This window comes from Natronomonas marina (assembly GCF_024298905.1).
GTDB lineage: Archaea > Halobacteriota > Halobacteria > Halobacteriales > Haloarculaceae > Natronomonas > Natronomonas marina.
In genome coordinates this window covers 1,132,401-1,149,422 of record NZ_CP101154.1, presented here as the reverse complement: position 1 = coordinate 1,149,422, position 17,022 = coordinate 1,132,401, and the positions used below count along the sequence as shown (strand labels likewise).

17 protein-coding genes and 1 pseudogene are annotated in these 17,022 nt (G+C 69.6%); 7 read left to right on the top strand and 11 right to left on the bottom strand.

The window, feature by feature from the left end:
• Window positions 1–114: 114 nt before the first annotated feature.
• Entirely contained in the window at window positions 115–591 is a 477-nt protein-coding gene (locus tag NLF94_RS06190) for a hypothetical protein (RefSeq protein ID WP_254840597.1), read from the top strand.
• Here the strand turns inward: NLF94_RS06190 and NLF94_RS21065 are convergent.
• A pseudogene (locus tag NLF94_RS21065) lies at window positions 583–736 on the bottom strand (archaeosine biosynthesis radical SAM protein RaSEA); the annotation flags it as partial. The gene NLF94_RS06190 and the pseudogene NLF94_RS21065 overlap by 9 nt on opposite strands.
• Before the next feature lie 249 nt (window positions 737–985).
• Here NLF94_RS21065 and NLF94_RS06185 point away from each other — a divergent pair.
• Window positions 986–4,858 carry a right-handed parallel beta-helix repeat-containing protein gene (locus NLF94_RS06185; RefSeq protein ID WP_254840596.1) on the top strand — a complete coding sequence of 1,291 codons (3,873 nt, stop codon included), beginning with the start codon at window positions 986–988 and terminating at the stop codon, window positions 4,856–4,858.
• 50 nt (window positions 4,859–4,908) lie between these two features.
• Here NLF94_RS06185 and NLF94_RS06180 read toward each other — a convergent pair whose 3' ends face one another.
• Together NLF94_RS06180 and NLF94_RS06175 are read right to left on the bottom strand one after the other, a co-directional pair.
• A complete protein-coding gene (locus NLF94_RS06180; protein ID WP_254840595.1) occupies window positions 4,909–5,988 on the bottom strand; it encodes an archaeosine biosynthesis radical SAM protein RaSEA in 1,080 nt (359 codons plus the stop codon).
• Between the two features lie 83 nt (window positions 5,989–6,071).
• Window positions 6,072–6,491, bottom strand: a complete 420-nt coding sequence (locus tag NLF94_RS06175; protein WP_254840594.1) for a VanZ family protein — start codon at window positions 6,489–6,491, stop codon at window positions 6,072–6,074.
• A gap of 166 nt (window positions 6,492–6,657) precedes the next feature.
• On the opposite strand from NLF94_RS06175, the gene NLF94_RS06170 reads away from it, so the two are divergent.
• From NLF94_RS06170 to NLF94_RS06155, 4 genes are all read left to right on the top strand, one after another.
• Complete coding sequence (locus tag NLF94_RS06170; protein WP_254840593.1) at window positions 6,658–8,595, top strand: aldehyde ferredoxin oxidoreductase family protein; 1,938 nt, start codon at window positions 6,658–6,660, stop codon at window positions 8,593–8,595.
• A gap of 83 nt (window positions 8,596–8,678) precedes the next feature.
• The gene (locus tag NLF94_RS06165; RefSeq protein WP_254840592.1) at window positions 8,679–9,578 is read left to right on the top strand and encodes an alpha/beta fold hydrolase; all 900 of its coding nucleotides are present in this window, start codon (window positions 8,679–8,681) and stop codon (window positions 9,576–9,578) included.
• An 89-nt stretch (window positions 9,579–9,667) separates the two neighbouring features.
• Window positions 9,668–11,161 (top strand): right-handed parallel beta-helix repeat-containing protein, encoded by a 1,494-nt coding sequence (locus NLF94_RS06160; protein WP_254840591.1) that lies wholly within the window; start codon window positions 9,668–9,670, stop codon window positions 11,159–11,161.
• 88 nt (window positions 11,162–11,249) lie between these two features.
• Window positions 11,250–11,846: a class I SAM-dependent methyltransferase gene (locus tag NLF94_RS06155; protein ID WP_254840590.1), complete on the top strand. Its 597-nt coding sequence runs from the start codon at window positions 11,250–11,252 to the stop codon at window positions 11,844–11,846.
• 22 nt (window positions 11,847–11,868) lie between these two features.
• Here NLF94_RS06155 and NLF94_RS06150 read toward each other — a convergent pair whose 3' ends face one another.
• The 8 genes from NLF94_RS06150 to arcS all read right to left on the bottom strand — a co-directional run bounded on the left by NLF94_RS06150 (window position 11,869) and on the right by arcS (window position 16,247).
• Window positions 11,869–12,225, bottom strand: coding sequence for a DUF8048 family protein (locus NLF94_RS06150; RefSeq protein ID WP_254840589.1), 357 nt, complete (start codon window positions 12,223–12,225; stop codon window positions 11,869–11,871).
• A 1-nt stretch (window position 12,226) separates the two neighbouring features.
• Window positions 12,227–12,490 carry a MoaD-like domain-containing protein gene (locus tag NLF94_RS06145; protein ID WP_350355846.1) on the bottom strand — a complete coding sequence of 88 codons (264 nt, stop codon included), beginning with the start codon at window positions 12,488–12,490 and terminating at the stop codon, window positions 12,227–12,229.
• Window positions 12,487–12,780 (bottom strand): ubiquitin-like small modifier protein 1, encoded by a 294-nt coding sequence (locus NLF94_RS06140; protein WP_254840588.1) that lies wholly within the window; start codon window positions 12,778–12,780, stop codon window positions 12,487–12,489. The genes NLF94_RS06145 and NLF94_RS06140 overlap by 4 nt, the downstream gene beginning before the upstream one ends.
• The gene (locus NLF94_RS06135) at window positions 12,777–13,163 is read right to left on the bottom strand and encodes a DUF7971 family protein (protein ID WP_254840587.1); all 387 of its coding nucleotides are present in this window, start codon (window positions 13,161–13,163) and stop codon (window positions 12,777–12,779) included. Before NLF94_RS06135 ends, NLF94_RS06140 begins: the two co-directional genes overlap by 4 nt.
• A 55-nt stretch (window positions 13,164–13,218) precedes the next feature.
• Window positions 13,219–13,635 (bottom strand): hypothetical protein, encoded by a 417-nt coding sequence (locus tag NLF94_RS06130; protein WP_254840586.1) that lies wholly within the window; start codon window positions 13,633–13,635, stop codon window positions 13,219–13,221.
• 129 nt (window positions 13,636–13,764) lie between these two features.
• Window positions 13,765–14,133, bottom strand: a complete 369-nt coding sequence (locus tag NLF94_RS06125; RefSeq protein WP_254840585.1) for a DUF5615 family PIN-like protein — start codon at window positions 14,131–14,133, stop codon at window positions 13,765–13,767.
• A complete protein-coding gene (locus NLF94_RS06120) occupies window positions 14,130–14,405 on the bottom strand; it encodes a DUF433 domain-containing protein (protein WP_254840584.1) in 276 nt (91 codons plus the stop codon). Before NLF94_RS06120 ends, NLF94_RS06125 begins: the two co-directional genes overlap by 4 nt.
• Before the next feature lie 90 nt (window positions 14,406–14,495).
• Entirely contained in the window at window positions 14,496–16,247 is a 1,752-nt protein-coding gene (gene arcS, locus NLF94_RS06115) for an archaeosine synthase subunit alpha (protein ID WP_254840583.1), read from the bottom strand.
• Between the two features lie 88 nt (window positions 16,248–16,335).
• On the opposite strand from arcS, the gene deoC reads away from it, so the two are divergent.
• Window positions 16,336–16,980 (top strand): deoxyribose-phosphate aldolase, encoded by a 645-nt coding sequence (gene deoC, locus NLF94_RS06110; protein ID WP_254840582.1) that lies wholly within the window; start codon window positions 16,336–16,338, stop codon window positions 16,978–16,980.
• The last annotated feature ends 42 nt before the right edge of the window (window positions 16,981–17,022 follow it).

Below are 17,022 nucleotides of genomic sequence, written 5' to 3'. Positions count from 1 at the left end.
ACCACCGCTCGGGGGTGAACCGATGTCGGCGACCCGGCCGGGTCGTTCCGGGTGGCGACGGTCGAACCAACATGTTGGGACAACTCCCATCCCGCTGGTCACCGACCGACCGATATGGCGCTCGGAGACAGCCTCCCGGTCGAACTGCCCACGACGGACTCCAGTCTGACGCGACTGTTCTACCTGTTCGTCCTCGTCCCGACGGTGCTGGGAGCGGCCCACCACGTCGACCACGTCGTCCGCGGCAACCACGTCGGGTGGCCGCTCACCCCCGAGGTGAACGCCTTCACGTACAGCCTCGCCATCTACCCCCTCCTGGCGGTCAGCCTCTACCTGACGGTGACCAGACGGGTCGAGGCGCGGTACTGGGCCGGGTTCTTCGCGTTCAGCGCCGGCATGCTCGCGTACTTCCACGTCAGCCCGTGGGCGGTCGAACCGCCGCAGGACGTCGTCGTCCCGTACGCGAACCCGGTCGTCGGCTACGCCGCCTTCGCCGTCCTGCTCGCGCTCATCGCCTCGACGGTCGTCGGGTCGGCCTACGGGGCGTTCCTGTGGTATCGGAGCGGTGCGGGAGGGGACGCGGCGGAGTAAGACGTATTCCCGGGAGGTTTCCCACCCACACGACACTTCCGCGAAGACGGAGGGGTCTTGCCGGAGGTCGAAGTCCTTGATGACGGTCCGGACGCGGTCGTCGCGGTCGCGGCAGTCGTAGGGTCCCGGTCGAGCCGTGTCCGACGGACGCTCACCCGAGAGGACTCAGATATACGTACTCTGACATTCCATTTCGCGCCAATTATCAACGGATACGTTTCGAAATCTTCCAGAAGCTTGTTACGACCCTGTACGGTATCCCGAGTCAGCAGGGAACGCTGAACGTGAGGGGTCTCTCAGACGATATATCTCCGACAGTAGTGGTACCGACCGAAGCCGAGTGGAGCGGACTACGTTCGCGGCGAGACGTGGGGCGGACGGGCTCTCCTCGCCTATGACCGGCGACGACCAGCCGCGGGCGGAGCGACGGGACGGGTTGCCGCGACCGCACCGTACGGCCGTCGCTCTCGCGGTCGGCGTCGCGCTCGTGGTCGTGTTGGTCGGCGGGGCACCCGCCGTCGCCGCCGCCTCGGCGCCGGGGGACGCTCGCCAGGCCGTCGGCGTTACGCCCGCCTCTGCCCCCGCTCTGGCGGACGAAACCGGCGACAACGCGACGGGGGCGACGACCGAGTCGACCGACAGCGGAATCACGCCGGTCCGACACGAGTTCGAGCTGCTCGGTAACTCGATGCCGCCGCGGGACCTCGACGCCGCCGGAACGGACGACCGCGAGCGGATCGAACGACCCTGGGACGCCGGCCTCCTGGACGACCGGGCGACGGTCAACGTGTATTCGGTCTACGCCGACGGTTCCGAGTGGTGTTCGGGCACGCTCGTCGACGAGACGCATGTGCTGACCGCCGCCCATTGCGTGTACAACCATTCGACCGAGGCGTGGGCGGAAGAGGTACGGGTTCGGCCGGCCGCCGACAACCGGTCGGGAACGGTCGTCGAACCCTTCTCGCGAGCACGGGCCCGGTGGGTCTGGACGTACGAGGAGTACATCGCGAGCAACGGACCGACGGACGAGGTCCGAAACGACTTCGCGCTGCTGGCGCTCGACCGCCCCATCGGGAACCACACCGGGACGGTCGACTGGCAGTCCTACCCGTCCGACGCTGCCGTCTACCGCAGTGGAAACAACATCACGGCCCAGGGCTACCCGGCGACCCCGCCCGGCGAACCGCTGTTCCCGACGCTGTGGACCGACAGGGGCCCCGGACAGGGCCACTACGACGGGGACGAGGCGACCATGCAGGCGAACATCGAGTTCTCACAGGGCCAGAGTGGCGGGCCGTTCCTGAATTACGACGCGTCGACCGGGACGTACGAACTCGTGGGCGTGGGGACGGTCGGCCCCAAGAAAGACGGCTGGCTCGCGCCCGAGCCGGCCGGCCCCCGGATAACCGAGCGGAAGGACGACGACCTCGAGTCGTGGATCCAGAACGGTTCGGAGAACCCGCCCGCGGACAGGCCCGAATACGTCTTCGAGAACGTCACGTTCACCGGCGAGGAGCGAGCGTGGTACGACGTCACCCCGGCCGAGAACGTCACCGGCGGACTGACCAACGTGACGTTCGAACACACGATACGGAACGTGGGCACGGCGGCCGGCCCCGACGAGATCTCGGTGGAGGTGTACGTCCGCGACGCCGGGGCGTCCTACACCGATTCCTGTGGCAATCTGATCCCCCTCGAGGATCCGATCCACACCGAGACGGTGTCCGCCCCGGACCCGTTCGTGGCGACCGACGTCTCCGTCTCGACGACCCTCCCGGAGGGTACCGAGCCCGGGGAGTACGCCACCTGTCTCCGTATCGCGACCGGCGTCGACGAGTTCAGCATCTACCCGCGGAACGACGAAAGCGACGTCGAGACGCTCACCGTCGTCGAGGCACCGTCGCTGGAGGTCGACGTCGAACACGAGGACGGAACCGACGCCAGCGACGTCGGGGCGCTGCTCGCCTACCAGGACGGCGAGGTCGTCGAGGAGGTCACCGCAGAGGATGGGATCGACCTGCCGTACGAGTTCGGGCGTCTCGACACCGGACACACGGTCGTGGAGGTCTACAGCCAGGGCATGTTCGTCGGGACCGTCCTCGCCGACCTCGCTCCCGGCGAGAACGCCTCGCGGACCCTGACCGCGCCGTCGCTGACGCCGGTCGAGTACCAGGTGTACCACGAGGACGGCGAGGTCCCCCTCGAGGGGGCGAACGTCACCGTCAGATCACAGGGCGGCGACGTCGTCCGGGAGGGGACGACGAACGGCGACGGGAACGTCACGTTCGAACTCCAGGAGCAACTCGAACACGACGACGGATCCTACGACGCCGACGAGTTCTACGACGTGTCCGTCGCGTACGAGGGCGAGGTCGTCGCGACCGACCGGATAGACACCCTCGGTGCCGAGGCGGAGTCACGAACCCTCGTCGCTCCCGTCCCCGCGACGGTCGAGGCGTGCGGGACGGTCGACCACGGCGGCAGTTACGACCTGGTGGCCGACCTCGCGTCGGCGGAGGCCACGTGTCTCTCGATCGAGAGCGACGACGTGGTACTGGACGGCAACGGGCACACGATCAAACTGTGGGGCGAGGACGTCTTCACCACCGACGCCGGTCTCGACGTCGCCGGCTCGAACGTGACCGTCGAGAACCTCACGCTGCAGGGCCCCACCGGCGAGCGAAGCGGGCGGGGGATCGACGTCGGCGACTCGAGCGACCTCACGGTCGCCGACGTCGGCGTCGCCGGCTTCCGGTACGGCGTGATCGGCGACGCCGCCGACGAGGTACGCGTCCGGAACGCGACGCTGGAGAACAACGAGCGCGGCCTGGCCGCAAGCGATGTCACGGCGCTCTCGGTTACCGACGTCTACGTCGCCAACGGCTCTGCGGGCATCATCGCACGCGCCTCGCCGCGCATCGAGAACAGCACGGTTCGAAACACGAGTTCGTGGGGGCTTTACGTCGACGGGTCGGAGGCGGTCGTCGAGACGACGACCGTCGTCGACAGCTGGATCGAGGTCTACGACGGCACGATCCGCGACGGGACGATCCACAACACGTTCGTCTGGGTCAGGGGCGACGGAGTCGCCATCGAGAACGACACGCTGACCGAGGGTACGTCCGTTACCGTCAACGCCGACGACGTCCGCCTCGCCGGGAACGCGATCTCGTCACCGCCGAACTCGGCTTCGGCCATCGTGGTCAGCGACAGTGCGAACCTGACCGTCGCGGCGAACGTACTGAAGGACGTCGACGATACCGCAGTCGAGATCAACCACCAGTCGGCCGGCTTCCTCGTCCGCGACAACGAGTTCGTCGCCGTCGAGCAGGCCGTGAGCATCGGCGGCGACGGCACGACGGACGGGCGGGTCGAGGGCAATACCGTCCGGGATTCGACGTTCGGCGTCCAGATCATCGCGCCGAACCAGACCGTCGCCGGGAACACGATGACCAACGTCTCCCAGGGCGTCAGCGGGTTCGGCGAGAACGTGACGCTCCGCAACAACACGATCGCCGGCGCGGACCCAGGCATCCAGATCGAGGGACGCAGCGTGACCGTCGAACGGAACGTCATCGAAGACGGGGGAGACGGTATCCGTGGGTGGGGTGCGACGGACCTCAGGTTCGTCGACAATCACCTGCGAGACCTCGACGGGACGGCCGTGAGCCTCGTCGATGCCACGAACGTGACGCTCGAAGGCACCGCCATCGAGACCACCGCGGGTGACGACGTGCACGTCGAGAACACGACCTGCGTGCGGGGACGATCCGTCCGCCTCGAGACGGGGACCGTTTCGTTCACCGGCGAGGAGTTCACGCTCAACGCGGTCACGCCGGCGGTGTCGCCGGACGACGAGGTCGTGAGAACCGGCTCCTACGTCGCCGTGGACGTCCCGGTCTGGAGCGACGAATCCGACGCGTGGATCGATCTGCGAGTGTCCTACCAGGAGGGGGCCGTCCCCGCGGCGGACGAAGCGGACCTGCGGCTGTGGCGCCTCGACGATGAGCAAAACGAGTGGAACCCGATAGCGAACTCGACGGTCGACACGACCGACCGATACGTGGCAGCGAACGTCCAGCCGCCGGCGGTCGTCGGACCGATGGCCGGCGACGCACCCGGGTTGACCGACTACGCGAACGAAACCGGCGTCGTCGGGACCGACGGCCTGCGCGATGCGGTCGACGACTGGCGGGCCGGTGCCCTCGACACGCCGTTGCTCCGGGACGTGGTCGACTACTGGCGGAGCGGCGAGCCCGTCGAGTAAGGCGCCTCCACGCGAGCCCCCGGATACCGGCCGCCGAGTCGCCGTGTGTCCTACTCCACGAGCGGCTGGTTGTACGCCGTCTCCTCGGCCATGACGTACTCCCAGGTGGCCTCGCACTCGCAGGACACTTCCCCAAACACGGAGGGGTCCTGCCGGAGATCGAAGTCCTTGATGGCGGTCTGGACGCGGTCGTCGCAGTCGCCGCAGTTGTGGGGGCCGCGGTCGGAGCCGTGACCGACCGGGTCCGAGACGACGATGGCGTCGACGTCCGCCGTGGCCTCCAGTACCTCGCAGACCGACCACAGCCACGGCGGCCGGTAGCCGCCGTCGTGGTACAGTTCCTCGACCATCGTGTGTCGCTGGACGTTGCAGGGGTTCATCGAGACGGTGTGACAGCCGTCGACGCCGGCACACCGCCGCACCGACCGCTTCATGTCCGCGACGGCGTCCGGTTCCGCCAGGAACGGCGGCTTCATCAGGAGGTAGGCCTTGACGCCCGCTCCCGCCGCCCGCGCCTCGGTACAGGCCGCCTCGAACTCCTCGAAATCGAAGTACTTGTTGACGGCGTCGTGCCGCACCCGGTCGGTCGCCGTCTCGAGACCGACGGCGACGTCGGTCTCGATGCCCCGGTCGGTGAAGTCTCGAATCTTCTCGCGGTCGACGAAGTCCGGCAGCGACTCGACGACCATCCGGTCACGGTCGGCGAAGGTCTCGGCGATGGCCGCCCGCGTCTCGGCCGGAATCTCCCGCTCGTCGAGGAACGACCCCGAGGTGTAAATCTTGACCAGCCCCGCCGTTTTGTCATCGAGGTTCTCCCGCTCGTGTTCGAGGCAGGCCTCGATCTGGGTCATCAGGTCCTCGTGGGCGACGGTGCCGCCGTCGACGCTCTCGGCGACGTAGCCGCACATCGTACAGCCGCCGGCCCGCGCCCACCGGCAGCCGCCGGTGTTGAGGATGATAGTCAGCGAGTCGTGGACGCCGTCGGGGGTGTTGTCCTCGTCGAGCCACACGCGGGTCGGTTCGGTCGGGTCGTAGGTCCGGTCGTTGCGACTCCGGACCTCGCGCATCACCTCGTTGTGGGCGTCCATTCCCCGCCCCTGTTCGTAGCCGTCGGGCGTCGGCTGACTCATTGGCGCGGCTACGCCGCCGATTCGGATAGCCGTGTCGCTTGCGACTCAGCGGGACGACCCTCGGGACCGGGCGAGAGCCGGCGTCACCCCCGTCCGTCTTCGTCCCGTGCGGTCCGGGTCCGAACGCCCGAGACGGCCAGGAGGCGCCACGCCGCGACGCCGACGAGCGCGCCGACGGCGTTGGCCGCGGCGTCTGCGACCGAGAACGTCCGGTACGGCAGCGTCGCCTGGACGCCCTCGATCCCGAGTCCGTAGGCGGCGACGACGGCCGCAACGACGAGCAGCGTCCGGCCCGCGGCGAGGGCCGCGTACGCCAGTGTCGCCGCGAGCGCGGCGTAGGCCGCCGCGTGGAGCCACTTGTCGAGCGCGACGCCCAGAAGTAGCGTCGCCGACCCGCCCGCTCCCGGCGGCCGAACGACGGAGGCGACGAGGACGGCGCCCGCACAGGCCACCGCACCCGCCCAGCGCAGGCGTCGCGGTACGACCGGACGCGTCGAGTTCACGGCGGTCGGTCGGGTTCGGCCGACTTGAACGCGTCGGGCCGGGACCGACCGCCGCGAACGGCCGTTGCCGGGGGCGCCGCGGACCGCCGATGTAACTGTTCGCGGTTACTCCCTCCCGGCAAGGATTACACCGTCTCCGGCCCACTAGCTAGTGTTATCCATTACCATGACTGACCTAGGCGGATTCCACGACCACGTCGCGCGCGTCGACCTCTCCGAGGGGCGCGTCGACTACGAGGGGGTCGACCACTCCGACGCCGAGAAATATATCGGTGCACGCGGTCTCGGCGTCAAGTACGTCTTCGACCAGGGACCCGACGTCGATCCGATGGGGCCCGACAACCTGCTGGCGTTCATGAACGGCCCGCTGACGGGGACGCAGGTGACGATGAGCGGACGCATCGCCATCTGTACGAAATCGCCGCTGACCGGGACCGTCACCGACTCCCACCACGGCGGCTGGTCGGGTGCCCGTCTCAAGTGGGCCGGCTTCGACGGCCTGCTGTTCGAGGGGAAGGCCGAGGACCCCGTCTACGCCGTCGTCGAGGACGGCGAGGTCGAACTCCGGGACGCCTCCCACCTGTGGGGACAGGGCTTCCACGAGACCCGCGATGCCCTCGAGGAGGAGGTCGACGGCGAGTACGGCAAGAACCTCTCGGTGATGGGCATCGGCGAGGCCGGCGAGAACGGCGTCAAGTACGCCTGCATCATGAACGAGGACGACCGCGCCTCCGGGCGCGGCGGCACCGGCTGTGTGATGGGGTCGAAGAACCTCAAGGCGGTCGTCGTCAAGTCCTCGACGAAGATGCAGAAACCGGCCGACCCCGAGACGTTCAAGGAGGGTCACCAGCAGGCCATGGAGGTCATCCAGGAGTCGGAGGTCACCGCGCCCAACGAGGGTGGCCTCTCGCTGTACGGGACGAACGTCCTGATGAACGCCAGCGAGGAGATGTCCGGGCTGCCGGTCCGCAACGCCAAGTACACCTCGACGAAGGACGCCCGCGACGACGGCTGGGGCGACGAGAACTTCGACGCCGAGAAGGTCTCCGGCGAGAACGTCCGGGAGAACATCCTCGTCGACGAACCGACCTGTCACTCCTGTCCGGTCGCCTGCAAGAAGGAGGTCGAGGTCGACGTGATGCACAAGGGCGAGGAGCTGAACGTCCGCACCGAGTCCTACGAGTACGAGTCGGCGTGGGCGCTCGGGCCGAACTCCGGGCACACCGAGCGCGACGAAATCGCGCTGATGCTGCAGCGGTGTAACGACCACGGCATCGACACCATCGACGGCGGCAACGTTCTGGCGATGGCCATGGAGATGACCGAGGAGGGCAAACTCGACGGACTCGGCGAGGGCATCGACTGGGGCGACACCGAGGAAATGGTCGAGATGCTCACGAAAATCGCCACCCGCGAGACGGAACTGGCCGACCACCTCGCGGAGGGCCACGACCACATGGCCGAGGAGTTCGACGCCCACGACAACTCCCTGGCGGTGAAGGGCCAGTCCATGGCGGCCTACGACCCCCGCTGCATGAAGGGGATGGGCATCGCCTACGCCACCTCGAACCGTGGGGCCTGCCACCTGCGCGGCTACACGCCCGCAGCCGAAATCCTGGGCATCCCCGAGAAGGTCGACCCCGTCGAGTGGGAGGGCAAGGGCGAACTCACCGTCACCTTCCAGGACATGCACGCCGTCTCGGACAGTTTCGACATCTGCAAGTTCAACGCCTTCGCCGAGGGCGTCGAGGAGTACGTCCTCCAGTACAACGGCATGACCGGCCGTGACCTCGGCGAGGAGGAGATGATGAAGGCTGGCGAGCGCATCTACAACCTCGAGCGCTACTACAACAACCTCGTCGGCTTCGACGGCAGCGACGACGACCTGCCGGACCGGTTCGTCGAGGGCGAGGGCGCGATGCCCGGCCAGGGCGGCGTCGAGGGCAGTCTCGTCGAACTCGACGAGATGAAAGCGGAGTACTACGAGGTACGCGGCTGGGTCGACGGCGTCGTCCCGGACGAGAAACTCGACGAACTCGACATCGAGGTCGGTCCCGGTACCGGCGTCTCCGCCGGCGACTCGGCGGCCCCGGCCGACGACTGACGCACCTCCCGTTTTTTAGCGCCCCGCGCCGATAGCGCCGCGACTCCCGACCGCTCAAACCGCTGGCGTCCCCAGCGACGACCATGACGGCGCCGAACGGCCCCGACGAGGAGTGGACCGACGGGCGGGGCCTGACCCACCGCCTCGCTACCCCGAACGGCGTCGAGATTCACTACGTCGTCGCCGGCGACCCCTCGGCGCCGCCGCTCGTCGCGCTGCACGGCTTCCCGGAGAACTGGTGGGCCTGGCGCCGGCACCTCGACCCGCTGGCCGAGCGGTTCCGCCTCCTCGTGCCCGACCTGCGGGGCTACGACCGCTCGGGGAAGCCGTCGGGGGTCGACGCCTACGCCCTCGAACACCTCGTCGGCGACGTTCGCGGCCTCCTCGAACTGGAGGGTCACGACACGGCCGCCCTCCTCGGCCACGACTGGGGCGGCACCGTCGCCATCGAGACCGCACTCGAACACCCCGGCGTCGTCGACCGTCTCGTCGTCTGTAACGCTCCGCATCCCCGGGCGCTCGCCGAGCAGTTCTCCCTCCGGCAGGCGCTGCGGTCGTGGTACGTCGTCGTCGCCCAGACTCCGCGAGTCCCCGAGTGGCTGCTGTCGCGGGACGACTTCGCGCTCCTGGAGCGGGGGTTCCGCGAGGCCCCGGCCGTCGAGGGGGCGTTCACCGACGAGGACGTCGCGGTCTACCGGTCGGGGTGGGAACGCGAGGGGTCAATCGGGGCGATGGTGAACTACTACCGGGCCTTCGCCCGCGAGGCACCGCGGCGCCTGCGGGGGCCGAACGGCCGCCTGGAGACCGAGACGCTCCTGCTGTGGGGCGAACGCGATCCGGCGCTGGGACCGACGGTTCCGGCGGTCCTGCAGCGGGCCGGCGACGACGTGACCGTCCGCCGGTATCCCGGGGCGGCCCACTGGCCCCACGCGTCCTTCCCCGAGCGGAGCTGCGAGGACATCGTGGCGTTCCTGTCGCGGTGACGGCGGACGGCCGGGGTCGGTGGGCCGGTCGCCTACAGCGCTCGATTCGACCAGTACGGTTTAGTCGGGGGCGTCCGACGCTTCCGGGAATGGTTCGGCAGGGGGCGGTGGGTTCGGCGGGTATCGGAATCGTGGTTCTGGTTTTCGTCTGTGGCGTCCTCGCGGTCGGCGTCGGGTCCGGCGCAGCGGCGGAGACCGGCAACGAGACCCTCGTCGTCGACGACGACGGCGACGCCGAGTACGCCTCGATTCAGGACGCCGTCGATGACGCCAGCGACGGCGACACCGTCGAGGTGCGGCCGGGGACGTACGGCGGGACGGTCGTCGTCGACAGGAACGTGACCATCGTCGCCCCGGACGGCGCGACGATGGACGGGGCGACGGCGAACCCGTACAAGGCGGCCTTCCAGTTCTCCGTCAGCAGCGACGCCGCGCCGACGATTCGCGGGTTCACCATCGTCGGGTACAACATCGGCATCGGCGGCGCCCAGGGGGACGCGGCGTGGGTGATAGCGGACCTCCACATCAGTGACCTGGGGCACGCGGGCGTGTTCGCGTCGGGGGCGGCCGGCGACTGGCGGGCCCGCAACGTCACCACCGTCGGCGGCAAACACGGCTTCGACGCCTACGAGACGACCGGCGACTGGCGGATTCGGGGCAGCGAGATCCGGGAGGCCAACTCCAACGGCGTCTTCGCCGAGGATTCGGCGGGGAACTGGACGGTCAGCGATGTCACCGTTGAGACGGACGCGCCGGGCGTGAGCGCGTCGAACTCCCGGGGCGACTGGACGGTCCAGGGGAGCCGAATCACGGGCAACCTCGGTCCCGGGATACACGCGGAGAACACCTCCGGCGCGTGGCGCGTCCTCGACACGACGGTCCGGGACGGCGGCGACGCCGGCGTGTTCGCCTTCGAGTCGGGCGGCGACTGGCGAATCGAGAACGCCACCTTCGAGGACAACGACGAGGGCGCCGTCTCGGCGACGTCGACGACCGGCAACTGGACGGTGGCGAACTCGACGTTCGGCCCCGGCCAGTTCTTCGCCGTGACCGCGTTCGCCTCGACCGGCGACTGGACGATTACCGGAACGACGATACGGAACCGGACCGGCGTCGGCGTCTTCGCCGAACGCGCCGGCGGCGACTGGGCGGTGCGGAACGCGACGATTCGGGACATCCGGACGCAGACGACCGGCGAACTCCCCTCCGAGGGTGTCGGCGTCTTCGCCAACGCCACGACCGGCGCCTGGCGAGTCGACAACAGCACGCTGACCGACACCGAGCGACCGGCGATCAACGCCACCGACGCCCGCATCGAAGGCAACGCGACGGGCAACTGGTGGGGAGAGGCGGGCGGTCCCGAAGCCGACGACTGCGTCGGCAACGTCACCTGCGCCGACCCGCTGTCGACCCCGCCGGGGGAGACGGCCGGCGAAACCGTCGCCGACTACACCGACGGCGACGGCGTCGTCGACTCCGAGGGGCTGCGGACGGCCGTCGACGACTGGCGGACGGGGACGACCGACACCGCTCTCCTCAGGGACGTTATCGACCACTGGCGGAGCGGCGAGTCGGTTGGCTGAGCCGTCGACCCTGGCGGGGCGGCCCGCAGTCGGTCGCCTCGGTTGCCGGAGCCGGGAGCTTTCTTCGGGTCGAACCCTTCGGAGCCGTATGGACCGCCAGGACGTCCGCCGGCAGTGGGAGCGGGTCTCGGAGGCGTACGCCGAGCGCCGGAATCCCGACGGCAGCGACGCCGCGCTTCTCGAGGACCTCCGCGAGCGGCTGCCCGCGGACCCGCTCGTCGTCGACGTCGGCTGTGGCGACGGCGCCCGGACGCTGGCGAACCTGCCCGCTGGAAGCGTCGGGGTCGACTTCGCACGCCGGGGGCTGGAACTGGCCGCCGAGACGGTCCCGTCGGCCCGTCTCCTGCAGGCCGACATGCTCCGGCTCCCCATCCGCGACGGCGTCGCCGACGCCGTCACCGCCTACCACGCGGTCTTCCACGTCGAGCGGACGCGCCACCCCGAGGTCTACGCCCAGTTCGCCCGCGTGCTGGCCGACGGTGGCGTCCTGCTGATGACGCTGCCGGGAAGCCGCTTCGAGACGGTCCGGCGGGGCTGGATGGGCGGGTCGATGTTCTTCTCGGCGCCGGGCCGCGAGCGGACGCTGCGTCAGTTGCGGGAGGCGGGGTTCGAGTCGCTGGAGACGGTGACGGCGGACGACCCGCTGGGCAGCAGCACCGAGTTCGTCTTCGCCGAACTGGGCTGACGCCGCGGCCGGTGACGCTCGACTACTTGCCGATGACGACGATCTCCCGGAGTTCCAGGGCCGTCTTGAACTCCCGACGCCGGCCGACGTCGCGGCCGAGACGCTCGAGGTGCTCGGTGTGGGCGCGCCGCAGCGCCTGCCACTCTCGCTCGTCGAGGCCCATCTCCTCGCCGAGGTCGGCCCAGTGGCCCTCCTCGACGAAGAAGACGGCCGCCGAGTCGTCCTCGTGGGCGCACTCGTAGCGGCGGCCGTACGCCGGCAGCCGTCCGCCGAGCAGGTCCTGGGCCCGGTCGACGAGGTCCGGGAGTCGCTCGCCGGAGACCGACGCCTTCGCCGCCGCGAGCACGAGCGCGTCGCCGTCCAGCGGCCCCCCGGCCATCCTACCCTCCGGCGCGCATCGCCTTCCGCGTGAAGTCCTCTATTAGCTCCTCGAGGACCGGCTCCTCGCCCTCGAAGACGACGGTCACCTCGGTCAGCTTCATCGAGCCGGCGACTTCGACGGTCTCCGCCGAGAGGTCGGCCCTCCAGCCGTCGCCCTCGATGCGGTCGCCCTCGGGGTCGGCCCGCTCGCCGCCGAGGTTCTCGAGGTAGTTGGCGGCCAGTCGCTTCGAGATGCCGCGGAACTGCTTCGTCCGCCGCATCATCCCCCCGCGACCGGCGGGAAGACGCTGACCCGGTCGCCGTCCTCGAGCGGCGTCGCGGTCCCCTCGAGGTGGACCACCTCCCGGCCGTTCTTCAGGACGGTCAACTGTGGCCTGATGTCGTCGGCCTCGTCGAGCAGTTCGCCCCCCAGTTCCGGGAACTCCGACTCGATGGCCGTCAGGACGTCCCCGATGGTCGCGTCGGGGTCGAACTCGCGTTCGATCTCCTTCTGCCCGACGGCCTCCCGGAAGGTGGCGAAGAACCGGAGTTCCAGGGATTTCGAGCCGCTCATAGGTCCGAGAGCCGGACGCCGTCCTCGACGAGCCGGAAGTTCCGCTCGCGGTCCAGCCGGGCCGCGAGCCACTCGTGGTCGTACAGCTGTGCGATGAGATCCGCATAGAGGTTGCGCCAGGCGATGGCGTAGATGGGCGACTGCCCCCACGCCCGGAGTTCGGGGACGAACTCGTCGAATCGTTCGCCGCGGGTCTCGAAGTGTTCGACGACGTCCAGCACGGCTGAAGCGGCCTCAGCCTCGTCGTCGGCGTCCTCGAGGAGTCGGGCTATCCGCTCGTTGTAGCCCTCGACGGCCCGTTGCATGTCCTGAGCGGCCGAACCGCCCTCCTCCGGGAGGGAGTCGAGAAGCGGCTCCGGGACGCCCAGCGTTATCTCGTCCATGCCTCACGGTCGTACCGCGCGAACAAAAAGCTGGCCGGGGCGAGGGCACCGCCGGTCAGTCCCCAAGGACCGACAGCGCGTACCCGCCGAGGACGAGCAGGCCGAAGGTGGCGGCGTCCAGCGTCGCAAAGACGCCCACTGCCGCGAGTTCGACCGGTAGCGAGCCCGCGCCGGAGGCGCCGGCACCGAACCGAAGGACGAGCGTCCCGGCGAGAGAGCCGAGGAAGCCAGCACCCCCTGCGACGCCGAGTACCGGCACCGCCGGGCCGTCGCCGGTCAGTTCGCCGTAGGCGTATCCCACTGCCGGGAATCCGACGACGGCGACGAGCGACCACAGCATCCGCGTGAACAGCGCGAGCGTGAAGGGGTCGAACAGTTCGCGTACCGCCTCGAAGACGACGATACTGCGTAGCGGGACGACGACGGCCGCGAGCGCCGCTACCGGGAGGGCGAGGACGAGCGGGCGGTCCATATCGGGGCGGCGACCGGGGGGAACAAAACCTTACCGCTCCTCGCAGTGCCGGACGTCACGAGGGACCGGGCGCGAGCCGGTGCGATTCCCCGCCTTCCACGGCCCGGAACCGCGGAGCGCACGATTCGCTCACCCGTGGAGCCACTCGTACCACTGGCCGAGGTCGACGAGTTGGTTCTCGACCCCGTCGACTCCGTACTGGTTGAAAACCTCGTCGACGGTTCGAGCGAGTCCTTCCGGGTCGGTGTCCGGTAGCGTCTGGTCGTAGTAGAGGAAAAGTCCGGCGTGATTGTACTGGTCGTGCAGCGGCTCGAAGTCCTTCGCGTTGTTCGTCAGGAGGACGGCGCCGTGCTCCGCACACCACTCCATCAGTTCGGCGTCGCTCGTGTGTTCCCCGAACCGGTCTTTCGCCTGCTCGACGTCGTGTCTGCGCTCGCCGAGGACTCGTTCGAAGACTCGCCCGACGTGTTCGTCGAGCAGAATCCGTGGTCCGGTCACTGCACGGTTTCTCTGGGCTGTAGCGAGGACTCTCGAACGCGCTCGAAGGCCGTTTCGTTCGCCGCCTCGAGTTCGCGCATCTCGTCGACGTGTGCGTAGTAGTAGGAGAGGGCCTGGTACACGTCGGCCAGCGGCACGCCGAGTTGGTCTGCGACGTGGGCCGGGGTCCGTCCGCCGTCGATTACCCGTGCAGAAACGTGACGAACGCCGATGCGCGTTCCGTCGATTCGGGGTTCGCCACCGAGCACTTCCTCGTCACGGGTGATACTCATGCGGGAAGGTAGGCTCCCTCGTCGGTTATATCTTTCCGGCCGCTCTACCTCTTCGAGACGTTCCCCTCCCCGACGGACGGCTCCGAGCCCCTACCGCTCCTCGCAGTGCCGCACGTCGACGACGATACCGCGGGAGCTCTCGACCATCGCCTCGCCGTGGCAGGTCGCCCGCCCGACGGCGAAGGCCTCCGGTCCCTCGACGACCACCTCGTCGCCCGGCCGAATCGAGGCGTCGGCGTCGAGGACGCCGGGCGCCAGGACGCTGCCGCTCGGGACGAAGTCGTCGATTTCGACCGTCTTCGTCGGGGCGTCGCTGTCCCGCCAGGCGCGGCCGCCGGCCGGCGTCAGCGACAGCGTGCCGTACTGCGGGACCATCGTCGCCAGTTGCTCGCCGTCCTCGGTGACCCGTAGCTTCGGGTACCGGCCCTCCGTCCGTGCGTCGGGGCCGAACACCTCGTCGCCGGCGCCCGGCCCGAACTGGAAGTCCGCGATGGCCCGAACCGTCGCGGCCTCGCGTTCGCTCTTGTAGTAGCTGTCGAGACCGTCAAGGGCCGCATCGAGGTTGGAAAGCGACGCCTCGGTCGTCGGGTGGTCCTCGACGGTGTACTCGAACTCGACGCCGATGGAGTCCTCGACCCGCTCGCAGATGTCGCGGTAGCCCTCCGGGGGGACGTGGGCGACGTGGCGGTCGTAGTCGGCCCGCTGGAGGTACCGCTCGAGGACGCTCGCGACGAACTCGATTTCCGTCTCGGTCCACCGCCCCGTGACGACGCTGTCGTAGTGCTGGGCCGGGTAGGTCGTCTCCAGTTCGTTCGGCACGACGCCGATGGGGGAGGTCATCGAGACGACGTGGCCGCGCCACTGGACGGCCCGGTTGAACTGCTCGTGACTCTGCGAGTCGCTGTAGGGCTTGCGCGCCGAACACGGCAACAGGACCAGCGGCGCGTCGAGTCGGCGGCGGTAGCGCGTCGTCACCCGGTCTGCGAAGCGCTGGATCTCGACCCGGCGGAGCGCGTCGTCAGTCGAGGCGAGCAGTTCCTCCCGCCGGAAGACGGGCGTCCTGGCCTCCAGGTAGCCGTACTGCTGGTCGAGTCGCCGGAGCGTCGCGGTCAGCCACGCCTCCTGGCGGGCCTGCCCCTCGACGTAGTCGCGGAGGCGGCCGTCGGCGACCCGCTTGCGCACCCGGGTCAGTTCCGCCCGCAGGAGGTTGGCGTTGTGGTCGGCACAGTCCGCCCGCGAGAACTCGGCGACCGGCCCGCGGCAGGCCTCGCAGGCGCAGGGCAACTCCTCGAGGTCCTCGAGGAACGCCTCGCCGTCGGTGGTGAGGTAGAAGCCCTCCAGCCCGCGGGCGCGGGCCCGCTTCTCGTCCAGCAGGTCGACGCCGGCGTAGACCAGCGTCGCGGCGTTGGCCGGCGTGGCGACGCCGGAGAGATACAGCGCCGTGTCGTCGGGGATGGCCTCGCGGACTCCGACGACGGCCTCGACGAACGCCTCGGCGTGGCCGACGTAGCCGGGCGCGCCGGCCAGGACGTAGGCGTCGGTGCCGTGGTCGTCGGCCGTCGCCGGTGAGACGACGGCCGCACTCGGAACGTCGACGTCGGGGTACTCGGGGGAGAACGCCTCGGCGACCGGTTGCTCGGTGCCCGGCGGGAGCGCGCGGTGGGGCAGCACCGTCAGGGCCCCCTCCTCGCCGTCCGGCATCTCGCGGGCCGCGTGCCAGCGACTGCCGGCGTCCTCGAGGACGTCGTCGACGAGCGCCGGCGTCCCGAGGGGTTCGGCGAGGCGCACCTCGCCGCGCCGCGCCGCCGCGTCGCGGGCGTGCACCTCGAAGTACTCGGTCATGCCACCCTCTCCTCGCGCGGGCGGTAACTGTCCGTCGGTTCGTCCCGCGACGGAAGCGATTTATGTCGCCCCGCCGCGAGCGGGAGGTATGGACCGCGCCGAGTTCGCGGCACGCATCGACCACACCGTCCTGGGGCCGGAGACGACCTGGCGCGACGTCGCGGCGGTGCTGGAGGCGGCCGACGCCCACGGCATGAACGCCTGTATCCCGCCGTGCTACGTCGCGGAGGCGGCCGACCACGCGCCCGACGTGACCCTCGTGACGGTCTGTGGCTTCCCCCACGGCCAGGAATCGCCGGCGACCAAGGAGAGCGAGGCCGAGAACGCCTGGATGGACGACGCCGACGAGATAGACGTCGTGCTCAACGTCGGCCGACTCCGCTCGGGCGACCACCACGCCGTCCGCGAGGAACTCGAACGGGTCGTGGCCGCGGTCCCCGTTCCCGTGAAGCTCATCGTCGAGGCACCGCTGCTCTCCGGAACGGAACTGCGGACGGCCTGCGAACTCGCCGCCGAGGCCGACGCGGAGTTCGTCAAGACCGCCACCGGCTTCTCGGAGGGCGGTGCGACCGTCGAGGACGTCGAGGTGATGAGCGAGTACCTGCCGGTGAAGGCCAGCGGCGGCATCGGCAGTTTCGCCGAATCCGTCGAGATGCTCGAGGCCGGCGCCGAGCGCATCGGCGCCTCCTCCGGCGTGGACATCGTCGAGGGGTACGAGGCCGGGCGGCTGTAGGCGCTCGACTCCGTCCCGTCGGCGCGAGTCCGGCGTGTCGGT

What these genes read in the sequence shown, in the direction of transcription:
- NLF94_RS06155 (WP_254840590.1), top strand. Translation starts at nt 11,250, where the DNA reads ATGGACCGCCAGGACGTCCGCCGGCAGTGGGAGCGGGTCTCGGAGGCG.
- NLF94_RS06170 (WP_254840593.1), top strand. Translation starts at nt 6,658, where the DNA reads ATGACTGACCTAGGCGGATTCCACGACCACGTCGCGCGCGTCGACCTC.
- NLF94_RS06160 (WP_254840591.1), top strand. Translation starts at nt 9,668, where the DNA reads ATGGTTCGGCAGGGGGCGGTGGGTTCGGCGGGTATCGGAATCGTGGTT.
- NLF94_RS06140 (WP_254840588.1), bottom strand. Translation starts at nt 12,780, where the DNA reads ATGAGCGGCTCGAAATCCCTGGAACTCCGGTTCTTCGCCACCTTCCGG.
- deoC (WP_254840582.1), top strand. Translation starts at nt 16,336, where the DNA reads ATGGACCGCGCCGAGTTCGCGGCACGCATCGACCACACCGTCCTGGGG.
- NLF94_RS06135 (WP_254840587.1), bottom strand. Translation starts at nt 13,163, where the DNA reads ATGGACGAGATAACGCTGGGCGTCCCGGAGCCGCTTCTCGACTCCCTC.
- NLF94_RS06130 (WP_254840586.1), bottom strand. Translation starts at nt 13,635, where the DNA reads ATGGACCGCCCGCTCGTCCTCGCCCTCCCGGTAGCGGCGCTCGCGGCC.
- NLF94_RS06180 (WP_254840595.1), bottom strand. Translation starts at nt 5,988, where the DNA reads ATGAGTCAGCCGACGCCCGACGGCTACGAACAGGGGCGGGGAATGGAC.
- NLF94_RS06150 (WP_254840589.1), bottom strand. Translation starts at nt 12,225, where the DNA reads ATGGCCGGGGGGCCGCTGGACGGCGACGCGCTCGTGCTCGCGGCGGCG.
- NLF94_RS06120 (WP_254840584.1), bottom strand. Translation starts at nt 14,405, where the DNA reads ATGAGTATCACCCGTGACGAGGAAGTGCTCGGTGGCGAACCCCGAATC.
- arcS (WP_254840583.1), bottom strand. Translation starts at nt 16,247, where the DNA reads ATGACCGAGTACTTCGAGGTGCACGCCCGCGACGCGGCGGCGCGGCGC.
- NLF94_RS06145 (WP_350355846.1), bottom strand. Translation starts at nt 12,490, where the DNA reads ATGATGCGGCGGACGAAGCAGTTCCGCGGCATCTCGAAGCGACTGGCC.
- NLF94_RS06185 (WP_254840596.1), top strand. Translation starts at nt 986, where the DNA reads ATGACCGGCGACGACCAGCCGCGGGCGGAGCGACGGGACGGGTTGCCG.
- NLF94_RS06190 (WP_254840597.1), top strand. Translation starts at nt 115, where the DNA reads ATGGCGCTCGGAGACAGCCTCCCGGTCGAACTGCCCACGACGGACTCC.
- NLF94_RS06165 (WP_254840592.1), top strand. Translation starts at nt 8,679, where the DNA reads ATGACGGCGCCGAACGGCCCCGACGAGGAGTGGACCGACGGGCGGGGC.